Annotated in this window: 13 protein-coding genes; 3 read left to right on the top strand and 10 right to left on the bottom strand. The window is 74.8% G+C overall.

The window, feature by feature from the left end; genetic code table 11:
- Window positions 1-38: 38 nt before the first annotated feature.
- From ACYU96_RS11085 to ACYU96_RS11095, 3 genes are read right to left on the bottom strand one after another with little or no spacing between them, the layout of a single operon-like run.
- Window positions 39-1,493 carry a UTP--glucose-1-phosphate uridylyltransferase gene (locus ACYU96_RS11085; protein WP_460753005.1) on the bottom strand — a complete coding sequence of 485 codons (1,455 nt, stop codon included), beginning with the start codon at window positions 1,491-1,493 and terminating at the stop codon, window positions 39-41.
- 47 nt (window positions 1,494-1,540) lie between these two features.
- Complete coding sequence (locus tag ACYU96_RS11090) at window positions 1,541-2,164, bottom strand: L-threonylcarbamoyladenylate synthase (protein ID WP_460753008.1); 624 nt, start codon at window positions 2,162-2,164, stop codon at window positions 1,541-1,543.
- 12 nt (window positions 2,165-2,176) lie between these two features.
- The gene (locus ACYU96_RS11095) at window positions 2,177-3,229 is read right to left on the bottom strand and encodes a threonine ammonia-lyase (protein WP_460753011.1); all 1,053 of its coding nucleotides are present in this window, start codon (window positions 3,227-3,229) and stop codon (window positions 2,177-2,179) included.
- A 96-nt stretch (window positions 3,230-3,325) separates the two neighbouring features.
- On the opposite strand from ACYU96_RS11095, the gene ACYU96_RS11100 reads away from it, so the two are divergent.
- The 3 genes from ACYU96_RS11100 (at window position 3,326) to ACYU96_RS11110 (ending at window position 6,728) form a co-directional block, all read left to right on the top strand.
- Window positions 3,326-4,279 (top strand): LysR family transcriptional regulator, encoded by a 954-nt coding sequence (locus ACYU96_RS11100; protein ID WP_460753014.1) that lies wholly within the window; start codon window positions 3,326-3,328, stop codon window positions 4,277-4,279.
- A gap of 31 nt (window positions 4,280-4,310) precedes the next feature.
- Entirely contained in the window at window positions 4,311-5,786 is a 1,476-nt protein-coding gene (locus ACYU96_RS11105; RefSeq protein ID WP_460753017.1) for a lipase maturation factor family protein, read from the top strand.
- Window positions 5,787-5,870: 84 nt separating this feature from the next.
- Window positions 5,871-6,728, top strand: coding sequence for a hypothetical protein (locus ACYU96_RS11110; RefSeq protein ID WP_460753019.1), 858 nt, complete (start codon window positions 5,871-5,873; stop codon window positions 6,726-6,728).
- Between the two features lie 46 nt (window positions 6,729-6,774).
- Here the strand turns inward: ACYU96_RS11110 and ACYU96_RS11115 are convergent, their stop codons facing one another.
- The 7 genes from ACYU96_RS11115 to ACYU96_RS11145 all read right to left on the bottom strand — a co-directional run bounded on the left by ACYU96_RS11115 (window position 6,775) and on the right by ACYU96_RS11145 (window position 19,069).
- A complete protein-coding gene (locus ACYU96_RS11115) occupies window positions 6,775-8,604 on the bottom strand; it encodes an ABC transporter ATP-binding protein (protein WP_460753022.1) in 1,830 nt (609 codons plus the stop codon).
- A complete protein-coding gene (locus ACYU96_RS11120; RefSeq protein ID WP_460753025.1) occupies window positions 8,601-10,472 on the bottom strand; it encodes an ABC transporter ATP-binding protein in 1,872 nt (623 codons plus the stop codon). The genes ACYU96_RS11115 and ACYU96_RS11120 overlap by 4 nt, the downstream gene beginning before the upstream one ends.
- Before the next feature lie 90 nt (window positions 10,473-10,562).
- Window positions 10,563-11,225, bottom strand: a complete 663-nt coding sequence (locus ACYU96_RS11125) for a GNAT family N-acetyltransferase (protein ID WP_460753027.1) — start codon at window positions 11,223-11,225, stop codon at window positions 10,563-10,565.
- Window positions 11,222-13,459 (bottom strand): penicillin acylase family protein, encoded by a 2,238-nt coding sequence (locus ACYU96_RS11130; RefSeq protein WP_460753030.1) that lies wholly within the window; start codon window positions 13,457-13,459, stop codon window positions 11,222-11,224. The genes ACYU96_RS11125 and ACYU96_RS11130 overlap by 4 nt, the downstream gene beginning before the upstream one ends.
- Entirely contained in the window at window positions 13,456-16,044 is a 2,589-nt protein-coding gene (locus ACYU96_RS11135) for a GNAT family N-acetyltransferase (RefSeq protein WP_460753032.1), read from the bottom strand. The genes ACYU96_RS11130 and ACYU96_RS11135 overlap by 4 nt, the downstream gene beginning before the upstream one ends.
- Entirely contained in the window at window positions 16,041-17,447 is a 1,407-nt protein-coding gene (locus ACYU96_RS11140) for a lysine N(6)-hydroxylase/L-ornithine N(5)-oxygenase family protein (protein WP_460753035.1), read from the bottom strand. Before ACYU96_RS11140 ends, ACYU96_RS11135 begins: the two co-directional genes overlap by 4 nt.
- On the bottom strand, window positions 17,447-19,069 hold the full coding sequence (locus tag ACYU96_RS11145; protein ID WP_460753037.1) for a pyridoxal phosphate-dependent decarboxylase family protein: 1,623 nt from the start codon (window positions 19,067-19,069) through the stop codon (window positions 17,447-17,449). Before ACYU96_RS11145 ends, ACYU96_RS11140 begins: the two co-directional genes overlap by 1 nt.
- Window positions 19,070-19,167: the final 98 nt, after the last annotated feature.

Raw genomic sequence — 19,167 nt, forward strand, 5'->3', positions numbered from 1 at the left:
GGGCGGCACCCGCCCGCGACGCCGCCCCCGCGGCGTGGTCAGACGATGCCGTCGGCCCCCACGGTGGCGCCGTCGGGCACGCGGCCGGGCGTCGCCTCGCCGGGCAGGCCGGGCAGCTCGGGCAGGGCTGCCTTGCCGACGGCCGTCACCCCGGAGCCGAAGGTCCAGTTGCCGGCGACCGTGAGGGACTCGGCCGCGGCGAGCGAGGGCGCGCCGGCCTCGAAGCGGGCGCTGAAGTCGTCGATGAGCTTGTAGTAGCGCTTGTCCAGGTCGACGAGCGGGGCGGACTCGCCGGCGCCGGCGTCGAACGTGGCGTTCAGCCGGTAGTCGTCGCCGAGCTCGTACACGTCGGAGCGGAGCAGCAGCAGGTCGTTGGTCGTCTTGACCGGCAGGAAGCGGCTGCGGGGCACGTCGATCGCCGTCGCACCCTCGAAGACGCGCACGGCGGCGCCCATGGCGGACTCGATCTGCACGACGGCGGGCGAGGAGGCGTCCGACGGGTCGACCGTCTTCTCGTTGCGGATGAGCGGGAGCTCCAGGACGCCGCCGGTACGCTCCAGCTCCGCGCCGAGCGCCTCCAGGTCGAACCAGAGGTTGTTGGTGTGGAAGTACGGGTGGCGGGTCGCGTCGAGGGCGTGGGCGAGGTCGTCCGGGTGGGTCTGGGCGGTCTCGCGCTGCACGATGCGGCCGTCGGACCGGCGGCGCACGAGCTGGCCGCCCTTGACGTCGGCGGGGGTCTTGGCGCACATCTCGGCCGCGTACGGGGCGCCGGAGGCGGCGAACCAGCCGGCGATGTCGGCGTCGGGGGCGGCGCCGAGGTTGTCGGAGTTGGAGACCGAGAGGTAGCGGAAGCCGGCGTCCAGGAGCGCGGTGACGATCCCGTTCGCGTGCAGGGCGGCGTAGAGGTCGCCGTGCCCGGGCGGGCACCACTCGAGGGTCGGGTCGGCGGCCCACTCGACGGGTTCGAGGGTGTCGGCGAGGAGCTTCGGCTCACGGTTCTGGAGGAAGTCCAGGGGCAGGCCGTCGACGGCCAGGTCGGGGTACCCCGCGAGCGCGGCCAGCGTGTCCTCGCTGGTGCGGAAGGAGTCCATGAGGATGAGCGGGAGGCGGGCGCCGGTGGCGCGGCGGGCGGCGCGGATCTGGCCGGCGATGATGTCGAGGAAGCTGAGGGTCCTGCCTCCGGCGTCCCGGACGGGCAGGAGGCTCTTGGCGCGGTCCATGCCCATCGAGGTGCCGAGGCCGCCGTTGAGCTTGCAGACGGCGGTCCTGCCGAGGGCGTCGGCGGCGGCCCGGGGGTCGATGTCGAGGTCGGCGTGGCGCGGGATGCCGGTGAGGGGCTCGACGTCGTCCTCGCGGACGAGGCCGGTCTCGCCGGAGGTGAGGATCCCGTAGAACCGGGTGAAGGTCTCGACGGCGGCGGGCGCGACGCCCGCCTCGGTCATCTTGGCCCGTGCCTGCTGCAGGCCGTGCGGCTGTGCGGTCGCATCGCTCATGCCGCCCAGGTTATGCGACGTGGTGGAGCCGGGTCGCCGGGTGCTCGTCAGGCGAAGCGTTCCGGGTCTCCGGCGCCCTCGCGCACGACGTCGGGGTAGCCGCCGGACCAGTCGACGACGGTGGTGGGCTCGGGTGCGCCGGCCTGGCCGTCGTCGAGCACGACGTCGATGACCTTGCCGAGGGTCTCCGAGACGGTGTAGCCGTCGGTGAGGGGTTCGGTCTCGCCGGGCAGGATGAGGGTGGCCGAGAGCAGGGGCTCGCCGAGCTCGCGCAGGAGGGCGGCCACGACGCGGTGGTCGGGGATGCGGACGCCGACGGTCTTCTTGCGCGGGTGCGCGAGGCGGCGGGGCACCTCGGCGGTCGCGGGGAGGATGAACGTGTACGGGCCTGGCGTGGCGGCCTTGATGGCGCGGAAGGCGTTGTTGTCGAGCTTGACGAGCTGGCCGAGCTGGGCGAAGTCGGCGCACACCAGGGTGTAGTGGTGGTGGGCGTCGAGGCGGCGGATCTCGCGGATGCGGCGCACGGCGTCGTGGTTGCCCATGGTGGCGCCGAGCGCGTAGCCGGAGTCCGTCGGGTAGGCGACGAGGCCGCCGTCGTGCAGGACCGAGACGGTGCGGCTGATGCTGCGCGGCTGCGGGTCGACGGGGTGGACCTCGAGGTATTGGGCCATGGGCCGACGCTACTACTCCCCCGCACCGTTCTGCTGCGCCATGCCGCTCGGCGGCACGAGGGCCCGGCGGAGCTCGGCTGCCGACGCGTTGCCGCCGGTGCAGACGACGCCGACGCGGCGGCCGGCGAAGCGCGCGGGATGCCGCACGACGGCGGCGAGGGCTGCCGCGCCGGCCCCCTCGGCCACGGTGCGCGCCGCGGTGAGGTAGGTGTGCTGGGCGGCGGTGATGTCGTCGTCGGACACGAGCAGGAAGTCGGCGAGGTGCTCGCGCAGGACAGCCTGGGTGAGACTGAAGCCGGCGCCGACGGAGAGCCCTTCGGCGCGGGTGGCGGCGGGGCGCTCGACCAGCTCGCCGGCGGCCCAGGAGTCGTGCGCGGCCCGGGCTGCGGCGGACTGGACGCCGACGATCTCGACGTGCGGCGCGACGGCGGCGGCCACGAGGCAGGCGGCCGCGGCGCCGGAGCCCGCGCCGACGGGCACCACGATCGTGTCGAGGCCGGGATCCTGCTCGAACAGCTCGAGGTAGCAGGTGGCGACGCCCGCGACGAGCGCGGGCTCGTTCGCGGCGGACACGAGCCGGGCGCCGGTCGACGCGGCGAGGCGGGCGGCGTGGCCGGCGGCCTCGATGAGGGACTCGCCCACGAGCTCGACGCGGGCGCCCAGCGCGCGCACGGCGCGCTCCTTGACGGGGTTCGGGGGCGTGGGACCGGCGGGCATGAAGATGGTGGCGGGCGCGCCCGTGTGGCGGGCGGCGTAGGCCTGCGCCTGGGCGTGGTTCCCGGTGGAGTAGGCGACGACGCCGCGCTCGCGCTCCTCGGGCGTCATCGACAGCAGGAGGTTGAGGGCGCCGCGCACCTTGAACGCGCCGGTGTGCTGCAGGTTCTCGTGCTTGACGACGACGCTCGCGCCGGTGGCGTCGTCGAGGCCGGCGTAGGAGGTGGCCGGGGTGCGCACCACGAGGGGCTCGATCCGTGCCCGTGCGGCCAGGACGTCGTGCATCCGGGGCACCGCGGGCACGGCGGACGAGGCGGTCGGGGGCAGGGCGATCGGGGCTGCTGCGGACATGCCCATCACTCTGCCTCGCGCCCGACCCATAGGTCCAATACGAGGTTTCGTCAGAACACATAGCATTCACCGATGCGACAGGCGTAGGCTGGTGCCATGCCCGCAGACCTCGACCTGACCCGGTTGCGCGTGCTCGCGGCCGTCGCACGCACCGGCTCGGTGACGTCGGCCGCCCGCGAGCTCGGCTACGCACAGCCGTCGGTCAGCCACCACCTGTCCCGCCTCGAGTCCGAGGCGGGCATCCCGCTGCTCCAGCGCGCCGGGCGCGGCGTCCGGCTCACGGAGGCCGGCCGGCTCCTGGCCGACCGTGCCGAGGAGATCCTGGCCCGCGTCGACGGCGCCGCCAGGGAGCTGGAGGCCCTCGCCGAGATGCGAGCCGGGCGCGCCCGGCTCGCCGCCTTCCCCTCCGCGCTGGCCACCATCGTCCCGGCCGCCGTCGCGACCCTCCGCACGGACCATCCCGGGCTGGCGGTCAGCCTGCTGGAGGCAGAGCCGCCGGAGGCCGTCGACGCGCTGCGCGCCGGGAAGGTGGACGTCGCGCTCGTGTTCGAGCACACCGACGTCGCGCACACCCGCAGCATCGAGGACCTGTCCCGCTTCGAGGTGACCGACGTGTTCGACGAGCCGGTGCACCTCGTCCAGCCCCTGTCCGACGCCCCCGCCGACGTGCACGACGGCATCTGCCAGGCGCCGTCGCTGGCCACCCTGTCGGACGCCGACTGGATCGCCGGCTGCGAGCGCTGCCGCGCCGACCTCATGGCCCGCTGCGCCCAGGCGGGCTTCGCCCCGCGCATCGCGTTCGAGACGGACGACTACGTCGCCATCCAGGCGCTCGTCGCCTCCGGGGCCGGCGTCAGCACCGTGCCCGCGCTCACGCTCCGGGCCCACCGCGACCCCGGCATCGTCACCGCGCCGCTGGCCGGGGCCGTCCGGCGCATCATGGCCCTCACCATCGGTGCGCCCACGCCGCCCGCCCGCGAGCTCATCTCCCGGCTGGCCGAGGTCGGGCGCCGGTTCGCCGACGAGGACCAGCTCGCCGCGGTGTCGTAGCACCCGCCGCACAGCCACGAGGAGCGCCGCCGTGCCCGACTGGACGACCTGGTGGACCACCACCGACTACGACGTCGCGCGCGAGGTGCTCCAGCGCGGCTTCGGAGCCCTCTACGTCGTCGCGTTCTGGGGCGTGCTGCGCCAGTTCCGCCCCCTGTGCGGCACGCACGGCATCACCCCCGCACCCCGCCGCCTCGCCGCCACCACCTGGCGCGACGGGCCCAGCCTCTTCCGGGTGCGGTACTCCGACCGGCTCCTGGCGGTCGTCGCCTGGTGCGGGACGGTCCTCGGCGCCGCCGTCGCGGCCGGGCTGCCGCGGGCCGGGCCCTGGTGGGTACCGATGCTCTGTCTCGGCGCCCTGTGGGCCGGGTACCTGTCGGTGGTGAACGCCGGCGGACGGTTCTACGGGTTCGGCTGGGAGACGCTGCTGTGCGAGGCCGGGTTCCTCGTCGCGTTCCTGGGCTCGCCGGGGGCGTCCCCGGTCGTGGCGTTCCTCGCCGTGCGCTGGCTCCTGTTCCGCGTCGAGCTCGGCGCCGGCCTCATCAAGTGGCGCGGCGACCCCGCCTGGCGCGACCTGACCGCTCTCGACCACCACCACGAGACCCAGCCGATGCCCGGGCCGTTCTCCTGGCACGCCCACCACCTGCCGCGCTGGTGGCACCGGTTCGAGGTCGTCGGGAACCACGTCACCCAGCTCGGCGTGCCGTGGCTGCTGCTCCTGCCCCAGCCGTTCGCGTCCGCCGCGGGCCTCGTCGTCGTCCTCACGCAGGGCTGGCTCGTGGCCACCGGGAACTTCGCGTGGCTCAACTGGGCCACGATCCTGCTCGGGCTCGGCGTCGTGTCCGACGGGACGTGGGCGTGGCTGCTGGGCCGGACAGGGCTGCTGCCCGCCGCCGGGGACGCACCGGTCACGGCACCGTCGGTGGCGCAGGCGGCCGTGGTCGGCGCGGCGATGCTGCTGCTGGCCGTCCTGTCCGTGCGGCCCGCGCGGAACCTCGCCTCCGCACGCCAGCGCATGAACGCCTCGTTCGAGCCGTTCCGGCTCGTCAACGCCTACGGCGCGTTCGGGTCGATGACGAAGCGCCGGATCGAGATCGTCGTCGAGGGCACCTCCGCCGACGCCCTCGGGGCCGCGGCGGACACCGTGCCCGGCGACCCCGCCGTGTGGCGCGAGTACGAGTTCCGCGGCAAGCCCGGCGACCCGGCCCGCCGCCCGCGACAGTGGGCGCCCTACCACCTGCGGCTCGACTGGCAGATGTGGTTCCTGCCGCTCGGGCACGCGTCGGACTGGTTCACCGTGCTGCTGCGCCGCCTCCTGGAGGCCGACCCGCCCACGCTCCGGCTGCTGCGCACCGACCCGTTCGACGGCGACCGTCCCCGCTGGGTCCGGGCGGTGGCCTGGCACTACCGGTACACCACTCCCGCGGAGCGGCGCGAGACCGGACGGTGGTGGGTGCGCGAGGAGCCGCGCGTCGTCGTACGACCGCTGCGGCTCGATAGCGTGTAACGCTCTCGTAAAACGACTTCACTCAAACGTGATATGTCCGTCCCAGTCCTTTTTTTCAGAGTGTGATCATGGCAACATCAGGGTGTGCACCTGATCCGTGAGTTCAGCCCGGCCGCCTACGACTTCGCCCTGTCGTCCTGGGGCTGGCTGGGCGTCACCGATCAGGTGCCCCGGTTCGCCTCGTGCTTCGGTGACATGTTCCTGGAGTCCCGGACCGGCTGGTGGTTCCTGGACACCGTGGAGGGCACGCTGGAGCTGCGCTGGCGCTCCATGGACGAGATGTTCGCCGAGCTCGAGTCGGCGGACGGGCGCGCCGAGTACCTGCTGGAGGAGACGCTGCACCAGGCCGAGAGCCGCGGCATGTCGATCGCCGACGACGAGGTCTTCGCCTTCCTCCCCCCGCCGGCGGTGACCGGCTCCATGGCCGTGGCGAACCTGGCCCCGCTGCGCTTCGCGATCGCGGCCAGCCTCGCCGGGCGCATCCACCACGAGCTGCGCCTGGCCGCGCGGCCCGCGCTGCCCGCCGCACCGGCGTACACCCAGCAGCCGGCGCAGCACTCCGCCCAGTACCCCACGCAGTACTCGCCCCCGCGCCAGGGCGCGCACGCTGCGCCCGCAGCGCCCGAGCCGTACGAGCCGCGGATCTGGTCCACGCCGACCCCGCGGGCGCCGTACGCACCGTCGGCGCCCTACGCGCCCTCGGCCCTGTCCGCGCCGACACCGCAGGCGCCCGCGCCGCGCAACCCGGCCCCCGCCCCGTACCAGGCACCGGCCGCGTACCAGTCGCCGCCGAGCAACCCCGCGCCCGCTCCACGCGCCGCCCCGCGTGCCGTGCCCGAGCCGCTGCCGGCCTGGGCGCCCCCGTCGCACGTCCCGCCGGAGACCACCCTCACGGGCTCCTACCCGGCGGCGCCGCCGGCGCGGGCACGGCACTTCGCCTGACCGGGCGGGACGCCGGGCCCGTCGTGCGGCGCCCGGGCCCCGCGCGTCAGACCAGCGACTCCTGCCAGGCCGCGTCCAGCGCGGCGAACCGGCCGCCGCGCCGCACCAGCTCGTCGGGGCTGCCGTCCTCCAGCACCTGGCCGTCCTCCAGCACGAGCACCCGGTCGGCGATGTCGACGGTCGACAGCCGGTGGGCGATGATGATCGCGGTGCGGTCCGCCAGCAGCGTCTGCAGACCTCGCTGCACCAGCCGCTCCCCCGGGAGGTCGAGGGACGACGTCGCCTCGTCGAGCACCAGCACCGTCGGGTCCGCCAGGAACGCGCGCGCGAACGACAGCAGCTGCTTCTGCCCCGCCGACACCCGCCCGCCGCGCTTGTTCACCTCGGTGTCGTAGCCGTCCGGCATGGCCGTGACGAACTCGTGCGCGCCGACGGCGCGCGCGGCCGCCTCGATCTGCTCGGGCGTCGCGTCGGGCCGCCCGAGCGCGATGTTCTCGGCGACGGACCCGCTGAACAGGTACGCCTCCTGCGTCACCATGACCACGTTGCGGCGCAGCACCGGTGCGGCGATGTCGCGCACGTCGACGCCGTCGAGCAGCACGCGCCCCGCGGTCGCGTCGTAGAACCGCGTCACCAGCTTCGCGATCGTGGACTTGCCCGCACCGGTGGTGCCGACCAGGGCGACCGTCTGCCCGGCGGGGATCGTCAGGTCGAGGCCCGGCAGGACCACCGGCCCGTCGCCGTAGCCGAAGCGCACGTCGTCGAGCCGCAGCTCGCCGCGCGGCCGCGGCAGGTCGGCCGGCCGCTCCGGCTCGACGACGGTCGGTTCCTCCGCCAGCAGCCCCGACACCTTCTCCAGCGCCGCCGCCGCGGACTGGAACGCGTTGTAGAACATCCCGATCTGCTGGATCGGCGCGAAGAACCGCTTCACGTACAGCAGCACGGCGATCAGCACGCCGACCGCGAGGGACCCGGTCAACGCCCGCCAGCCGCCCACGGCGAGCGCGACGACCACGGTCATGTTGCCGATGAGCAGGAGGCCGGGGGCGAACCGGCCGTTGATGCCGAAGATGCGGAGGTTCGCGTCGCGGTACGCCTCGCCGATGCGGTCGTAGTCGGCCTCGGTGGTGTGCTCGCGGTGGAACGCCTGCACGGCGCGGATGCCCGTCATCGTCTCGACGAACTTCACGATGAGGCGTGCCGACCAGGTGCGCTGCTCGCGGTAGGCGGCCTGGGAGTGCTTCTGGAACCACCGCACGAGGAACCAGGCGGGCACGAGCCCGACCGCGAGGACGAGCCCGGACAGCGGGTCCAGGATCGTGAGCCCGATCGCGGTGAACAGCATGACCAGGAGGGACGAGATGACGCCGACGAGTCCGCCGTCGAGCAGCTCGCGCAGGGCCTCGAGGTCGGAGGTCTGCCGCGCGATGATGCGCCCCGAGGTGTAGGACTCGTGGAACTCGAGGCTGAGGCGCTGGGTCTGGCGGAAGACACGGCGGCGCAGCTCCAGCAGCACGTTCTGGGCGATCCTGGCGGCGACCCGGCGGTAGGCGCCGATCGTGACGCCGGCGATGACGGCGGCGGCCAGGTAGGCGCCGCCGATGACGGCGAGCGGCACGACGTCGTCGGGCAGGGCGGGCAGGGCACGGTCGATGGCGAGCGAGACGAGCCACGGCCCGGCGACCTGGGTCGCCGTGGACGCGGTGACGAGGACGCCGGCCCAGACCAGGGTGCGGGTGTGCGGCCGCAGGAGGTTACCGAGCAGCGCGATGGAACGGCGCCGGACGGTACGGGAGGTGGCGCGGTCGAGCCGGGTCTCGTCGTCGTGGTCCGCGTCCGTGGGACGTCGGCGGTCCGTGGCGGCGGGGGCGCTCATGCGTTCACCGCCTCGTCGTGGGCGGAGCCCTGGGCCGGCCGGCACCCGGGATGGTCGTGCGTCACGTAGTCCTCCTCGAGGCTCGAGATGATGTGCCGGTAGTGGGCGCTCGTGGCGAGCAGCTCGCTGTGCGGGCCGACGGCGGTGATCCGGCCGTCGGCCAGGACGGCGACGCGGTCGGCGAGGGCGACGGTGGAGGGCCGGTGGGCGATGACGAGCGTCGTGGTGCCCTCCAGGACCTGTTCGAGGCGGGTGGTGACGGCCTCCTCGGTGGTCACGTCGAGCGCGGACAGCGGGTCGTCCAGCACGAGCACGCGCGGGCGGGCGGCGATGGCGCGCGCCAGGGCGAGGCGCTGGCGCTGCCCGCCGGACAGGGACAGGCCCTCCTCGCCGATGCGCGTCTCGAGGCCGTCGGGCAGGTCGTGGACGAAGCCGGCCTGGGCGACCTCGACGGCCTCGTGCAGGCGCCGGGTCCGTTCGGCCTCGGGGACGGCGTGCGGACCGTCCTCGGGGACGCCGAGGAGCACGTTCTCCCGCACGGACGCGGAGAACAGCGTGGGGTCCTCGAACGCGACGGCGACGTGGCGGCGCAGGTCGTGGCGCGTCAGGTCGCGCACGTCGACGCCGTCGAGCAGCACCCGGCCGCCGGTGACGTCGTAGATGCGCGGCACGAGCATCGCGAGGGTGGACTTGCCGGAGCCGGTGAGGCCCACCAGGGCCGTCGTCGTACCGGCGGGGAGGTCGAGGTCGACGCCGCGCAGCACGTCGGTGTGCGCGTCGGGGTAGGCGAAGGCGACGTCCCGGAGCGCGACGTCGCCGCGGGCCTCGGCGGCGGGCACGACCGGGTGCTCGGGATCGGTGAGGTCCGGCGCGGTCTCCATCACCTCGAAGTACCGGTCGACGGCGGTGCGGGCGTTGAGCGTCATGGACAGCGTCATGCCGAGGTCGACCACGGGACCGTTGACGACGGCGGTCGTGGCGAAGAACAGCACCAGGTCCCCGACGGTCATCTGCCCGGTGCCGGTCAGCCACACGCCGATCATGAGGCAGACGCCGAGCGTGACCTCGGGGATCAGGGTCAGCGCCGTCATGAGGCCCGCGTCCACGGACGCCTTGTGCATCTCGGTGCGGCGCAGGGTGTCGGCCTGGCCGGTGAAGGAGTGCAGGGCGTCGCGGCCGCGGCCGAAGGCCTTGAGGACGCGGATGCCGTGCACCGACTCCTCGACGGTGTTGGCCAGGTCGCCGGACTGGTCCTGGGAGCGCCGCGAGATGACGCGGTACCGCCGCGAGAAGCGGAACACGATGACCGTGACCGGGACGGCGCCGGCGAGGTAGACGAGCCCGAGCCAGCCGGCTGTGGCGACCAGGATGCCGACGCCGACGGCGATGGTGCAGACGTTCAGCACCACCTGCAGCAGGCCGAAGATCAGCCAGCGGCGCAGCAGGCCGAGGTCCCCCATGATGCGGGACAGGAGCTGGCCGCCGGGCCACTTGTCGTGGAACGCGGCGGGCAGGTCCTGCAGGTGGCGGAGCATCGACATGCGCATCGTGTGCTCGACACGCGTGCCGGGGAACATCACCAGGGTGCGGCGCAGCGCGACGAGACCGGCCTCGGCCAGCCCGAACGCGAGCACCAGCACGACGGACCAGGCCAGGCCCGTCCAGTCGTGCGAGGCCATGCCGCGGGTCAGCGGGCCGTCGACGACGTACTGCAGGACGTACGGGATCGCGAGGGCCGCGAGGCTCGCGCCGAGGGCGGACAGGAGGCCGCCGGCCAGGCGCGGGATGGCGGGCCGGACGTAGGGCAGGAGGCGTCGAAACGATGCGAACGTGGACAGGGTGGAGCCTGCGGGATCAGTGGATGGCATCGCCTCCATGATCCCACCGATGGGCAAGTCATTTGCCCGGGCGTACAGTAAGCGGACGCGCTAGGCACACTTTTTCTGGCGCGTGGCCGGTCAGAGCCCTGCCTTCTCGCGTGTCAGGTACGCCAGCTGTGCGTCCTTCGGGCCGTGCGGGGACTCGAAGCGGACCTGGTCACCGGGTTCGAAGCCGATCGCGATCATGCGGGCGACCGCCGCCGTGTTGCGGGCGTCGGGCTCGGCGACGAGGCGCCGGGTGCCGGGCCCGGCGAAGAGGAAGCCCGCGAGCGCCGGCCCGAGGACCGCCCAGCTCTCGGCCGCTCCCCCGGCGCGGGCCGGGAGCTGCGGGGCGCGGAAGAAGTGCAGGCCCAGATCGCCGTCGGCCACCGGGTAGGCGGTGGCGACCGGGTCGTCCTCGGGGTGGTAGGCCTGCACGAGCGCCACCGGCTCGGTGTCCCAGCGCACGAGGTAGGCGTTGTGGGTCGGCAGGGAGTCGACGAGCTCGTAGGTCTCGCGCAGCTCGTCGCGCGTCAGGTCGCCCAGCCCCCAGAACCGGGCGCGCGGTGTGGTGACCCAGGCGTGCACGACGTCGAGGTCGGCCACCGGGTCCAGCACCCGGGCGGTGATCACGCCGTGGGGCGTGGTGGTGCGCCAGACCTCGGCGCCGCGGGGTCCGTGCAGGAGGCGTGGTCCGCCGCCGGCCGGGGTTCCGGCGGTGGGGTCGGGTGTGGTGGGGTCGGGTGTGGTGGGGGTGTTCATCGGTCGTGCCTTCCGGGTCGTCGGCTCAGGTCCACGTGCTCGAGGCGGTCCCAGTCGGTCTCGACCGGGACGGTGTCGCCGGCGGCCCAGGTCGTGTGCTGGTCGGCCGTGTGCGGCGTGCCCGGGCGGCCGCTCGCGCCGAACGGGACCACCCAGCGGCTGTCGCGGCGGTCCGCGAGGTCCCAGATCCAGCGGGCCACCGATCCGCGGGCGGCCCGCGGGGACACGCCGGGCGTGCCGCCGGTGCAGCGGACGGTGTCGTTGTCGCCGGACACCTGTGCGGCCGGGAACCGCAGCACGGGGCCGCCCGGGAGTCGTACCGGGGCGAGGGTGTGCAGGTCGCCCCAGGTGTCGGGGCCGGGGTGGGCGTCCGGGGCGGGAGCGTGCTCGACCGGGGCGGCCGGGACGCCGAGCGCGTCGAGGATCCGCGGCAGGCCGTGGCCGACCACGGCCCGGACGTCGAACCACGGCGCGAAGATCTCGTCGTACGCGGTGGCGCCGGCGCGCAGGCCGCTCAGCCGCGGGTCCGCCGCGACCCGCCGCACCAGCGCGTCGCGCCACCGGGCGAACGCCGCGGCGTCCGTGCTGTCCGCGTCCATCGGCGCTCCCGCGGCGACCCACGCCCGGAACTGCTCCGGCACGCCGGTGCGCTGCATGAGGACCGGTGCCGCGCCGCTCGCGACGTCGGCGTGGATCCGGCGCTGGGTGGCGGGCGACTCCCCGCCCTCGGGCGGGTCTGCCAGCAGGTGGCGGATCCGGTCCGCGCGGTAGGGCGCGTACGACCAGCCGAGCGCGTGCGCCTCCCGGTCCGTGCGGGTGTCGCGCGGGGAGCCGGTCGGCGCTCCGGCCCGCACCGGCGTGACGGGCCGCTCGTTGGCGTCCACGGCGATGCCCGACGTGACCGGCTCCGGGTCGGGCAGCCTGGTCCAGGGACGCTCGCGGGCCGCGTCCGTCCACGCCGGGACGGGCAGGACGCGCTCGTGCCCGGCGCGCCGGGCGACCCGGCCGGCGGTCAGGCTGAGCACCTCGCCGCCCGAGTCCGCGGTGAGCACGCGGTTCACGGGGTCCACCCAGCCGTCCGCGAACGCGTCCGCGACGTCGCGGGCGGTCCGCGAGCGCAGGAGGCGGCGCCAGGTCGGGACGCCGCTGTCGGCCAGGACACGGACCGGCCAGCGGACGGTGAAGCAGGGCGTGTCCTCGTCGGGGGTGCGCTGGTCGGGGCCGTGCTCCTGGCGGGAGCCGATCCAGACGCCGCGCGGGGTCTCGATCCAGCCGACGGGCTCGTCGTCCGCGATCGTCTCGTGGCCGGACGTGGCGGGTTCCCAGCCGTCCGGGCCGCGGGCCTCCCAGCCGTCGTCGGCCGTCCTGCGGAGGCGTTCCTCGAACACCTCGACGTGGTGGGCCTGGGCGTTCGTGATGCCCCAGGCGACGCCGGTGCCGTCGTCGGACACGGCGTGCCCGAAGTGCTGGATGCCGGGCACGCCGGGGAACGCGAGGCCGAGGACGTCGTACGGGACCTCGTCCGGGCCGCCCCGCGCGGTGCAGGCGAGCCGGATCTGCTGGTACGGGCCGGGCAGCTCGAGGATGCGGTGCGGGTCGCCGGCCAGCAGGGGCTTGCCCGACGCCGTCGCCGCGGGGGTGATCGCCCAGGCGTTGGACCCGGAGCCGGTGTCCGCGCCGGGACCTCCGTCGGCCGCGAACCACTCGCAGAGGGTCTCGGGGGGCACGTGCGGGAACGCCGGTGCGAGCGTGCGGGCGACGTGGTCGCGCCACAGCACGGCGGGGAAGCCGTTGAACAGGACGTGGTCGACGAGGAACACGCCGACCGGGGTCCACGGCCGCCAGGGGCCGTCGGGGGCGGCCCCGGCGGCCTCCGGCCCGCCCGCCACGTGTCCCGCGGCCGTGAGCCCGGCGTTCACGCCGCGGGCGTACGCGGCGAGCCAGGCCCGTTCCGGCGCGTCGAGGGCGTCGGTGACGCGGCGGGCGGTGTCGGCGAGGCGGACGCGCACGGCGAACCGGTCCCAGGCCAGGCCGTCGGACCCGGCCTGGCTGGTCAGGGTCGCCTCGGCGCGGTGCCGGGCGGTCTCGACCTGGTCGGCGCGGTCGAGGGCGGTGACGTAGCCCTGGCCGTGGGCCAGGGCTCGTTCGGTGGCGGCACGCAGGTGGGGGATGCCGTGGGTGTCGCGGTAGAGCTGGAAGGGGGGTGTCCGGGGCAGGTTGTGCGGGTGGTTCACGCGGGCACCGTAGCGCCGATCGGGTTGCGCAGGCGGCCGGCGTAGATGAGGGAGGACGCCTGGTCGGCGAGGTCGACCATCTGGCGGGTGTCGCGCAGCTGGAGCCGGTTGAGGCAGGAGTGCGCGAACGTCTCGGCGCGCAGGTCGACGCCGAGCCCGCGGCCGTGCCGGGCGGCGAGGCCGGGGTGCTCGTCGCGGTGCCGGTCGACGACGTCGCCGACGAGCGCCCAGAAGCGTTCGGTGCCCAGGACGCCGTCGGCGGCGAGGATGCCGGACAGGTGGCGCAGGACGCCGTCGAACACGTCGGTGAACACTGACAGGGCCTTCTCCGCGTCCGGCACCACGGCGCGGACGCGCTCGGCGCCCGCGGGCAGGGCGCGCGGTCCGAGCACGGCGGTCTCCTCCCCGATGTCCTTCATGAACGTCCTGGTCACGACGTGGTCGCGGAGCACGAGGACGAGGTTCTCGCCGTGCGGCATGAACACGAGGTCGTGGGCCAGGAGGCAGTGCACGAGCGGGTACAGGTAGGCGTCGAGGTAGGACCGCACCCACTGCTCCGGGCCGAGGCCGGAGGCGGCCACGAGGGCCGTGGCGAGGGCCTGTCCGCTCGCGTCGCGGTGCAGCAGCCCGGCCATGGTCATGGCCCGCTCCCCCGTTTCGAGCCGTGGCACGGGCGACTCGCGCCAGAGGGCGGCGAGCATCTTGCGGTAGGGGTTGGGGGTGGGCGTGCGGTGGTAGACGTCGCCGGTGTAGCCGATGGCGGCGAGCTCGCGCAGCACGCCGAACCGGGCGCCGCGCAGGGTCTCGTCGCCGGTCACGACGCCGGCGACGAAGTCGTTCACCGCGGGGGTGTCGCGCATGTACCGCGGGGACAGGCCGCGCAGGAAGCCCATGTTCTGGACGGCGGTGGCGACCTTCACGTAGTGCCGCCCGGGCCGGGTGGTGTTGAACAGGGTGCGGATGGACTGCTGCGGGGTGTACTCGTCGGCACCGGGGCCGAGGGGCACGAGGTTCTCCCGGGCGACGTCGGCGGCGAACGTGATCGCGACGCGGTGCTCCCACTGCCACGGGTGGACCGGCAGGTACAGGTAGTCGGCCGGGTCGAGGCCGCGGGCGGCGAGCCGGTCGGCGAAGGCGGCGCGCTCGGCCCCGGACAGCTCGCCCGCGGCCGGCGGTCCGCCCGGTCCCGGCCCGGGCGGCGCCGCCCCGTACAGGCCTGCCTCGGTCTGGTCCGCCGCGAGCGACAGGTGCGTGTGCTCGCGCCGCGCCGCCAGCCACAGGAGCCGCAGGGTGCTGCCGCGCTCGGGGGCGTAGGCGCGGTAGTCGGACAGGGAGAAGCCGATGCGGCCGTTGTTCGCGAGGAAGCCCGGGTGCCCCTCGGTCATGGCGGCCTCGACGGCCTGGAAGGAGGCGGTGACCTCAGGCCCGGACAGCGCGTCGACCAGCCCGGCCGACGACGGCGTCGCGCCGAGCTGCTCCCGCTCCCGCTTGGCCATGGCGCCCGCCAGCGTGGAGGACAGCTCCTCGAGGTACACCGGGAGCAGGTCGTCGGGCACGCCGAGCAGGGGCCGCAGCTCGGTGACCAGCTCGAGCGCGTCCGGCGGTGCCGGTGTCGCGGCGCCGCCGGGAGCCGTGCGGGTGCGGGTGATGCTGGGCTCGTCGATCACCCAGTGCTCCAGCGGGTAGCGGCGCGCGGTGAACCGGTAGGTCACGCGGCCCGGCGCGGCGTCGTCCCCGGCGCCCGGCCCGGGGGCGGGGTCCAGCTCCAGCACGTACTCGCGGGGCTCGTCGTGGCTGTCCGCGGTGTCCGACGGCGTGCGGTCGGCACGCTCCGGGAGGAACAGCCGCTCGTGGGTGAGCTCCGCGAGCGCCTTCGCGACCAGATGGCGGTGTGCGGTCCCGGCGAGCGCGGGGCGCAGGTGCGCGGCGGGTGCCGCGCTGAGCGGGCCGGTGCCGCCGCCGAGCGGGGAGGCCGCGAAGTCGTCGCGGGTGCAGGCGCTGAGGCGGGCGCGCTTGGCGTGGCCGTCTGCGACGAGGTCGACGTCGCGCAGCACGCGGAAGCCGGCGGCGGCGTTCTTGGCGTGGATGGCGGTGTTGCGTGCGTCGGGCTCGACGACGACGCGCAGCGCGCCGCGCCCGGGCCGGGGTGCGAAGCAGAACCGCAGGACGGTGGTCATGACCGCGTCGGTGAGGCCGGAGAGGCGCGGGGTCGCGCCGTCGGCGGGGGGCGGGGGCGCGACCAGGACGTGCATGCCGAGGTCGCCGGGCCGGTGGTCCAGGACGTCGGGCGGGAGGCCGTCGAGGACGACGCGGGACGGGTCGTACGTCTCGGCGTAGGCGACGGGTTCGCCGTCGCGGCGCAGCAGCCAGCCGTGCTGGGTGTCCGCGGCGGTCAGGGACGCGAGGTAGTCGTGCACCTGGCCGTGGGTCAGGTCGCCCATCTCCCAGAAGCGGGAGGCGGGGTGGGAGAGCCAGCCGTGCACGAGCGCGGCGTCGCGGACGGCGTCGACGGGTTCGACGCTCGTGGCCCCCACCCGGGTCGTGGTCCGGAAGGTCGTGGTGCTGCTGGTCACGCCGTCGTTCATCGTGCCCCCTCCTGGCCGGCTGCGGTGCTGTGCGTCCGGTCCCTGGTCTCTCCCGGTGGCTCCGCGTCGCGGAGCCCGAAGGTCTGGAACGCGGTCCTGCGCTCGATCGGGTACGGCTCTCGCCCGGTGACCTGGGCGAGGATGACGGAGGCGCGCCAGGGAGCGAAGCCGAGGTCGGGGGCGGTCACGCCGTGCGTGTGCTCCTCGCCGTTGACGACGAAGACGCGTCGCTCGGCGTCGACGGTGTAGTGCCGGGCGACGACGAACCGGCCGCGCACGTCCAGGTCCAGCCGGTCCAGCACGGGCGCGAGGAACTCGGGGGTCTCCTGCGCGTAGCCGGTGGCGGCCACGACGGCGCGGGTGCGGTGCTCGGCCTCCTGGCCGGTCTGGCCGTGGCGCAGGCGCAGCACGTACTCCCCGGTGCCGTCCGCCCCGTCGGGGTCGAGCCGGGCGGCGGTGACCTCGCAGTCGATCAGCAGCGTCGTCGGCGGCTCGGTCCCGTGCACCGACTTGCGGTACAGCGTCTCGTGGATGTCGTCGACGAGCGCGGCGCTGAGGCCCTTGTACAGGCTGCGCTGCTCGCGGCCGACCCGGTCGCGCAGGTCCTGCGGGAGCGCCACGTAGTGGTCGGTGTACTCGGGCGACGTCATCTCGAGCGTGAGCTTCGTGTACTCCATCGGGAAGAAGCGCGGGCTGCGCGTCACCCAGTCCAGGCGCTCGGGACCGGGACCGTCGCCGACGGCCGCGAGGTCCTCGAGGAGATCGCGGTACACCTCCCCCGCCGACTGCCCGCTGCCCACCACGGTCACGGTGCCCGCCGCCGCGAGCGCCGCGCGGTGCGGCAGGTAGCTCCCGGTGTGCACGACGGGGCCGGCTCCGGCCAGGTCGCGCAGCACGGCGGGCACGCGCGGGGCCGTCCCGGTCCCCAGCACGAGGTGCTTGGCACGGTATTTCTCCTCGGTGACGCCGTCCGGGCCGGCCACCTGGGCGGTCAGGACGTAGACGTCGTCGGCGGGGTCGTGCTCGACGGCGGTCACGCGCCGCCCCCACCGCAGCGTCCCGGGCTCCCGCTCGGCGATGCGCCCGGCCGCCCAGCGGCAGTAGGCGTCGTACTCGGCGCGCAGGGGGTAGAACGACTCGCGGACGTAGAACGGGTAGAGCCTCCCGGTCTCCTTCAGCCAGGCCAGGAACGAGTACGGCGAGGTCGGGTCCGCCATCGTGACGAGGTCCGCGAGGAACGGCACCTGCAGCGTGGTGCCCTCGATGAGCATGCCCGGGTGCCAGGAGAAGCCGTCCCGCTGGTCGAGGAACACGCAGGTGACGTCGTCCAGGGGCTGGGCGAGCGCGGCGAGCCCCAGGTTCATGGGGCCGATGCCGACACCGGCGAGGTCGTAGGTGCGCATCAGCTGCTCTCCTCCTGGGCGTCGTCCCGCAGCAGCCGGGGATGGGCGGACCGGCACGGCGGCACGTCGAGGTCCGCGAGCTCGTCGCCCGCGAGCAGCCCCTGCGCGGCCTGCCGGACCAGGTCCAGGACGCGGCGCGTGTCGTCGAGCGTCACGTCGGGGTTGAGCAGCGTGAGCTTGAGGCAGGGCCGCCCGTCGACCACGGTCTTGGCCACGAGCGCCCGGCCGGAGTCGAACAGGACGCGGCGCACCTGTGACACGAGGCCGTCGGCGCGCTCGGGCGCGAGGCCGTCCGGCTCGTAGCGGAACAGCACGGTGGACAGGTCCGTGGGGGCGAGCAGCCGCAGCTCGGGGTCGCCGTCGAGGTCGGAGTGCACGGCGGCGGCGAGGTCGCACACGGCGTCGACCATCCGGCCGATGCCGTCGGCGCCGAGCGCCCGGAGCGTGACCCACAGCTTGAGGGCGTCGAAGCGGCGCGTGGTCTGCAGGGACTTGTCGACCTGGTTCGGGTCGGGGTTGAGCTCCCCGTTCTCGTGGGCCGGGTTGAGGTAGTCGGCGTACCAGGACCCGCGGACCATGTCGGCCGCCTCGCGCACGATCAGGGCGCTGGCGGACACCGGCTGGAAGAACGCCTTGTGGTAGTCGACGGTGACGCTGCGCGCCCGCTCCAGGCCGGTCAGGAGGTGCCGCCGGGTGGGGCTGACCAGCAGTCCGCCGCCGTAGGCCGCGTCCACGTGCAGCCAGGCGCCGGTCGCGTCGGCGAGGTCGGCGACCGGGACGACCGGGTCGACGCAGCCGCGGTCGGTGGTGCCGGCGGTCGCGACGACGGCCATCACGGTGTCGCCGGTGCGGGCCACGTCGGTCAGGGCGCGGCCGAGGGCGTCGGGGTCCATGCGGCCGTCGTCGTCCGTCGGCACGGCTACGACGGCGTCCTCGGCCATCCCGAGCAGCAGCGCGGACTTGGCCACCGAGAAGTGGCTCGCCGCGGTGGCGAGGATACGCAGCCGGGACTGCGCGACGGCGCGCTCGGTGCCGCTGGTCCCCTCCAGCGCCCGCTGCCGGGCGAGGAACATCGCCTGCAGGTTGGACTGGGTGCCGCCGGAGGTGAAGATGCCGTCGGCACCCGCGGCCTCGCCGCGCTCGTCGCGGCCGACGGGGAAGCCGATGCGGTGCGCCGTCCAGTCGATCAGGCGGCGCTCCATGAGGGTCGCGGCGCCCGACTGGTCGTACGTGTCGACCGAGGTGTTGATGGCGGCGAGCATCGCCTCCGCGGCCACGGCGGGCAGGGCCACCGGGCAGTTCAGGTGCGCGGCGTAGGCAGGGTGGTGGAACCACACCGCGTTGCCCGCGTACAGGTCGGCCGCCTCCGCCAGCGCGCCCTCGGTGCCGATGCCCGGGGCGTCGAGGTCGACGGCGTCCGTCCGCGCACCGAGCTCCGCGCGGCCCGTCCCGGCGAAGGGCTGGGTGACGGTGGCCACGCGGGTGGCGACGTCGTCCACGACGGCACGGGTGATCCGGGCGTACTCGACCGCGGTGGCGCCGCGCAGCAGCGCGGTCGTGTCGTGCGCGGCCGGCGCGGACCGGCTCGTGGTCCGGGACGTGGCGGGCAGGGGTGCGGACATGCGTGAGGCTCCTCGCGTGGGGCCGACAGGACGGGCAGCACACCTGGCTCCACCGCCGGAGAACGGCACCAGGTTAGGCTTGCCTGACCTAAGTTAGC

The sequence above is a fragment of the Myceligenerans cantabricum genome, from assembly GCF_054777735.1.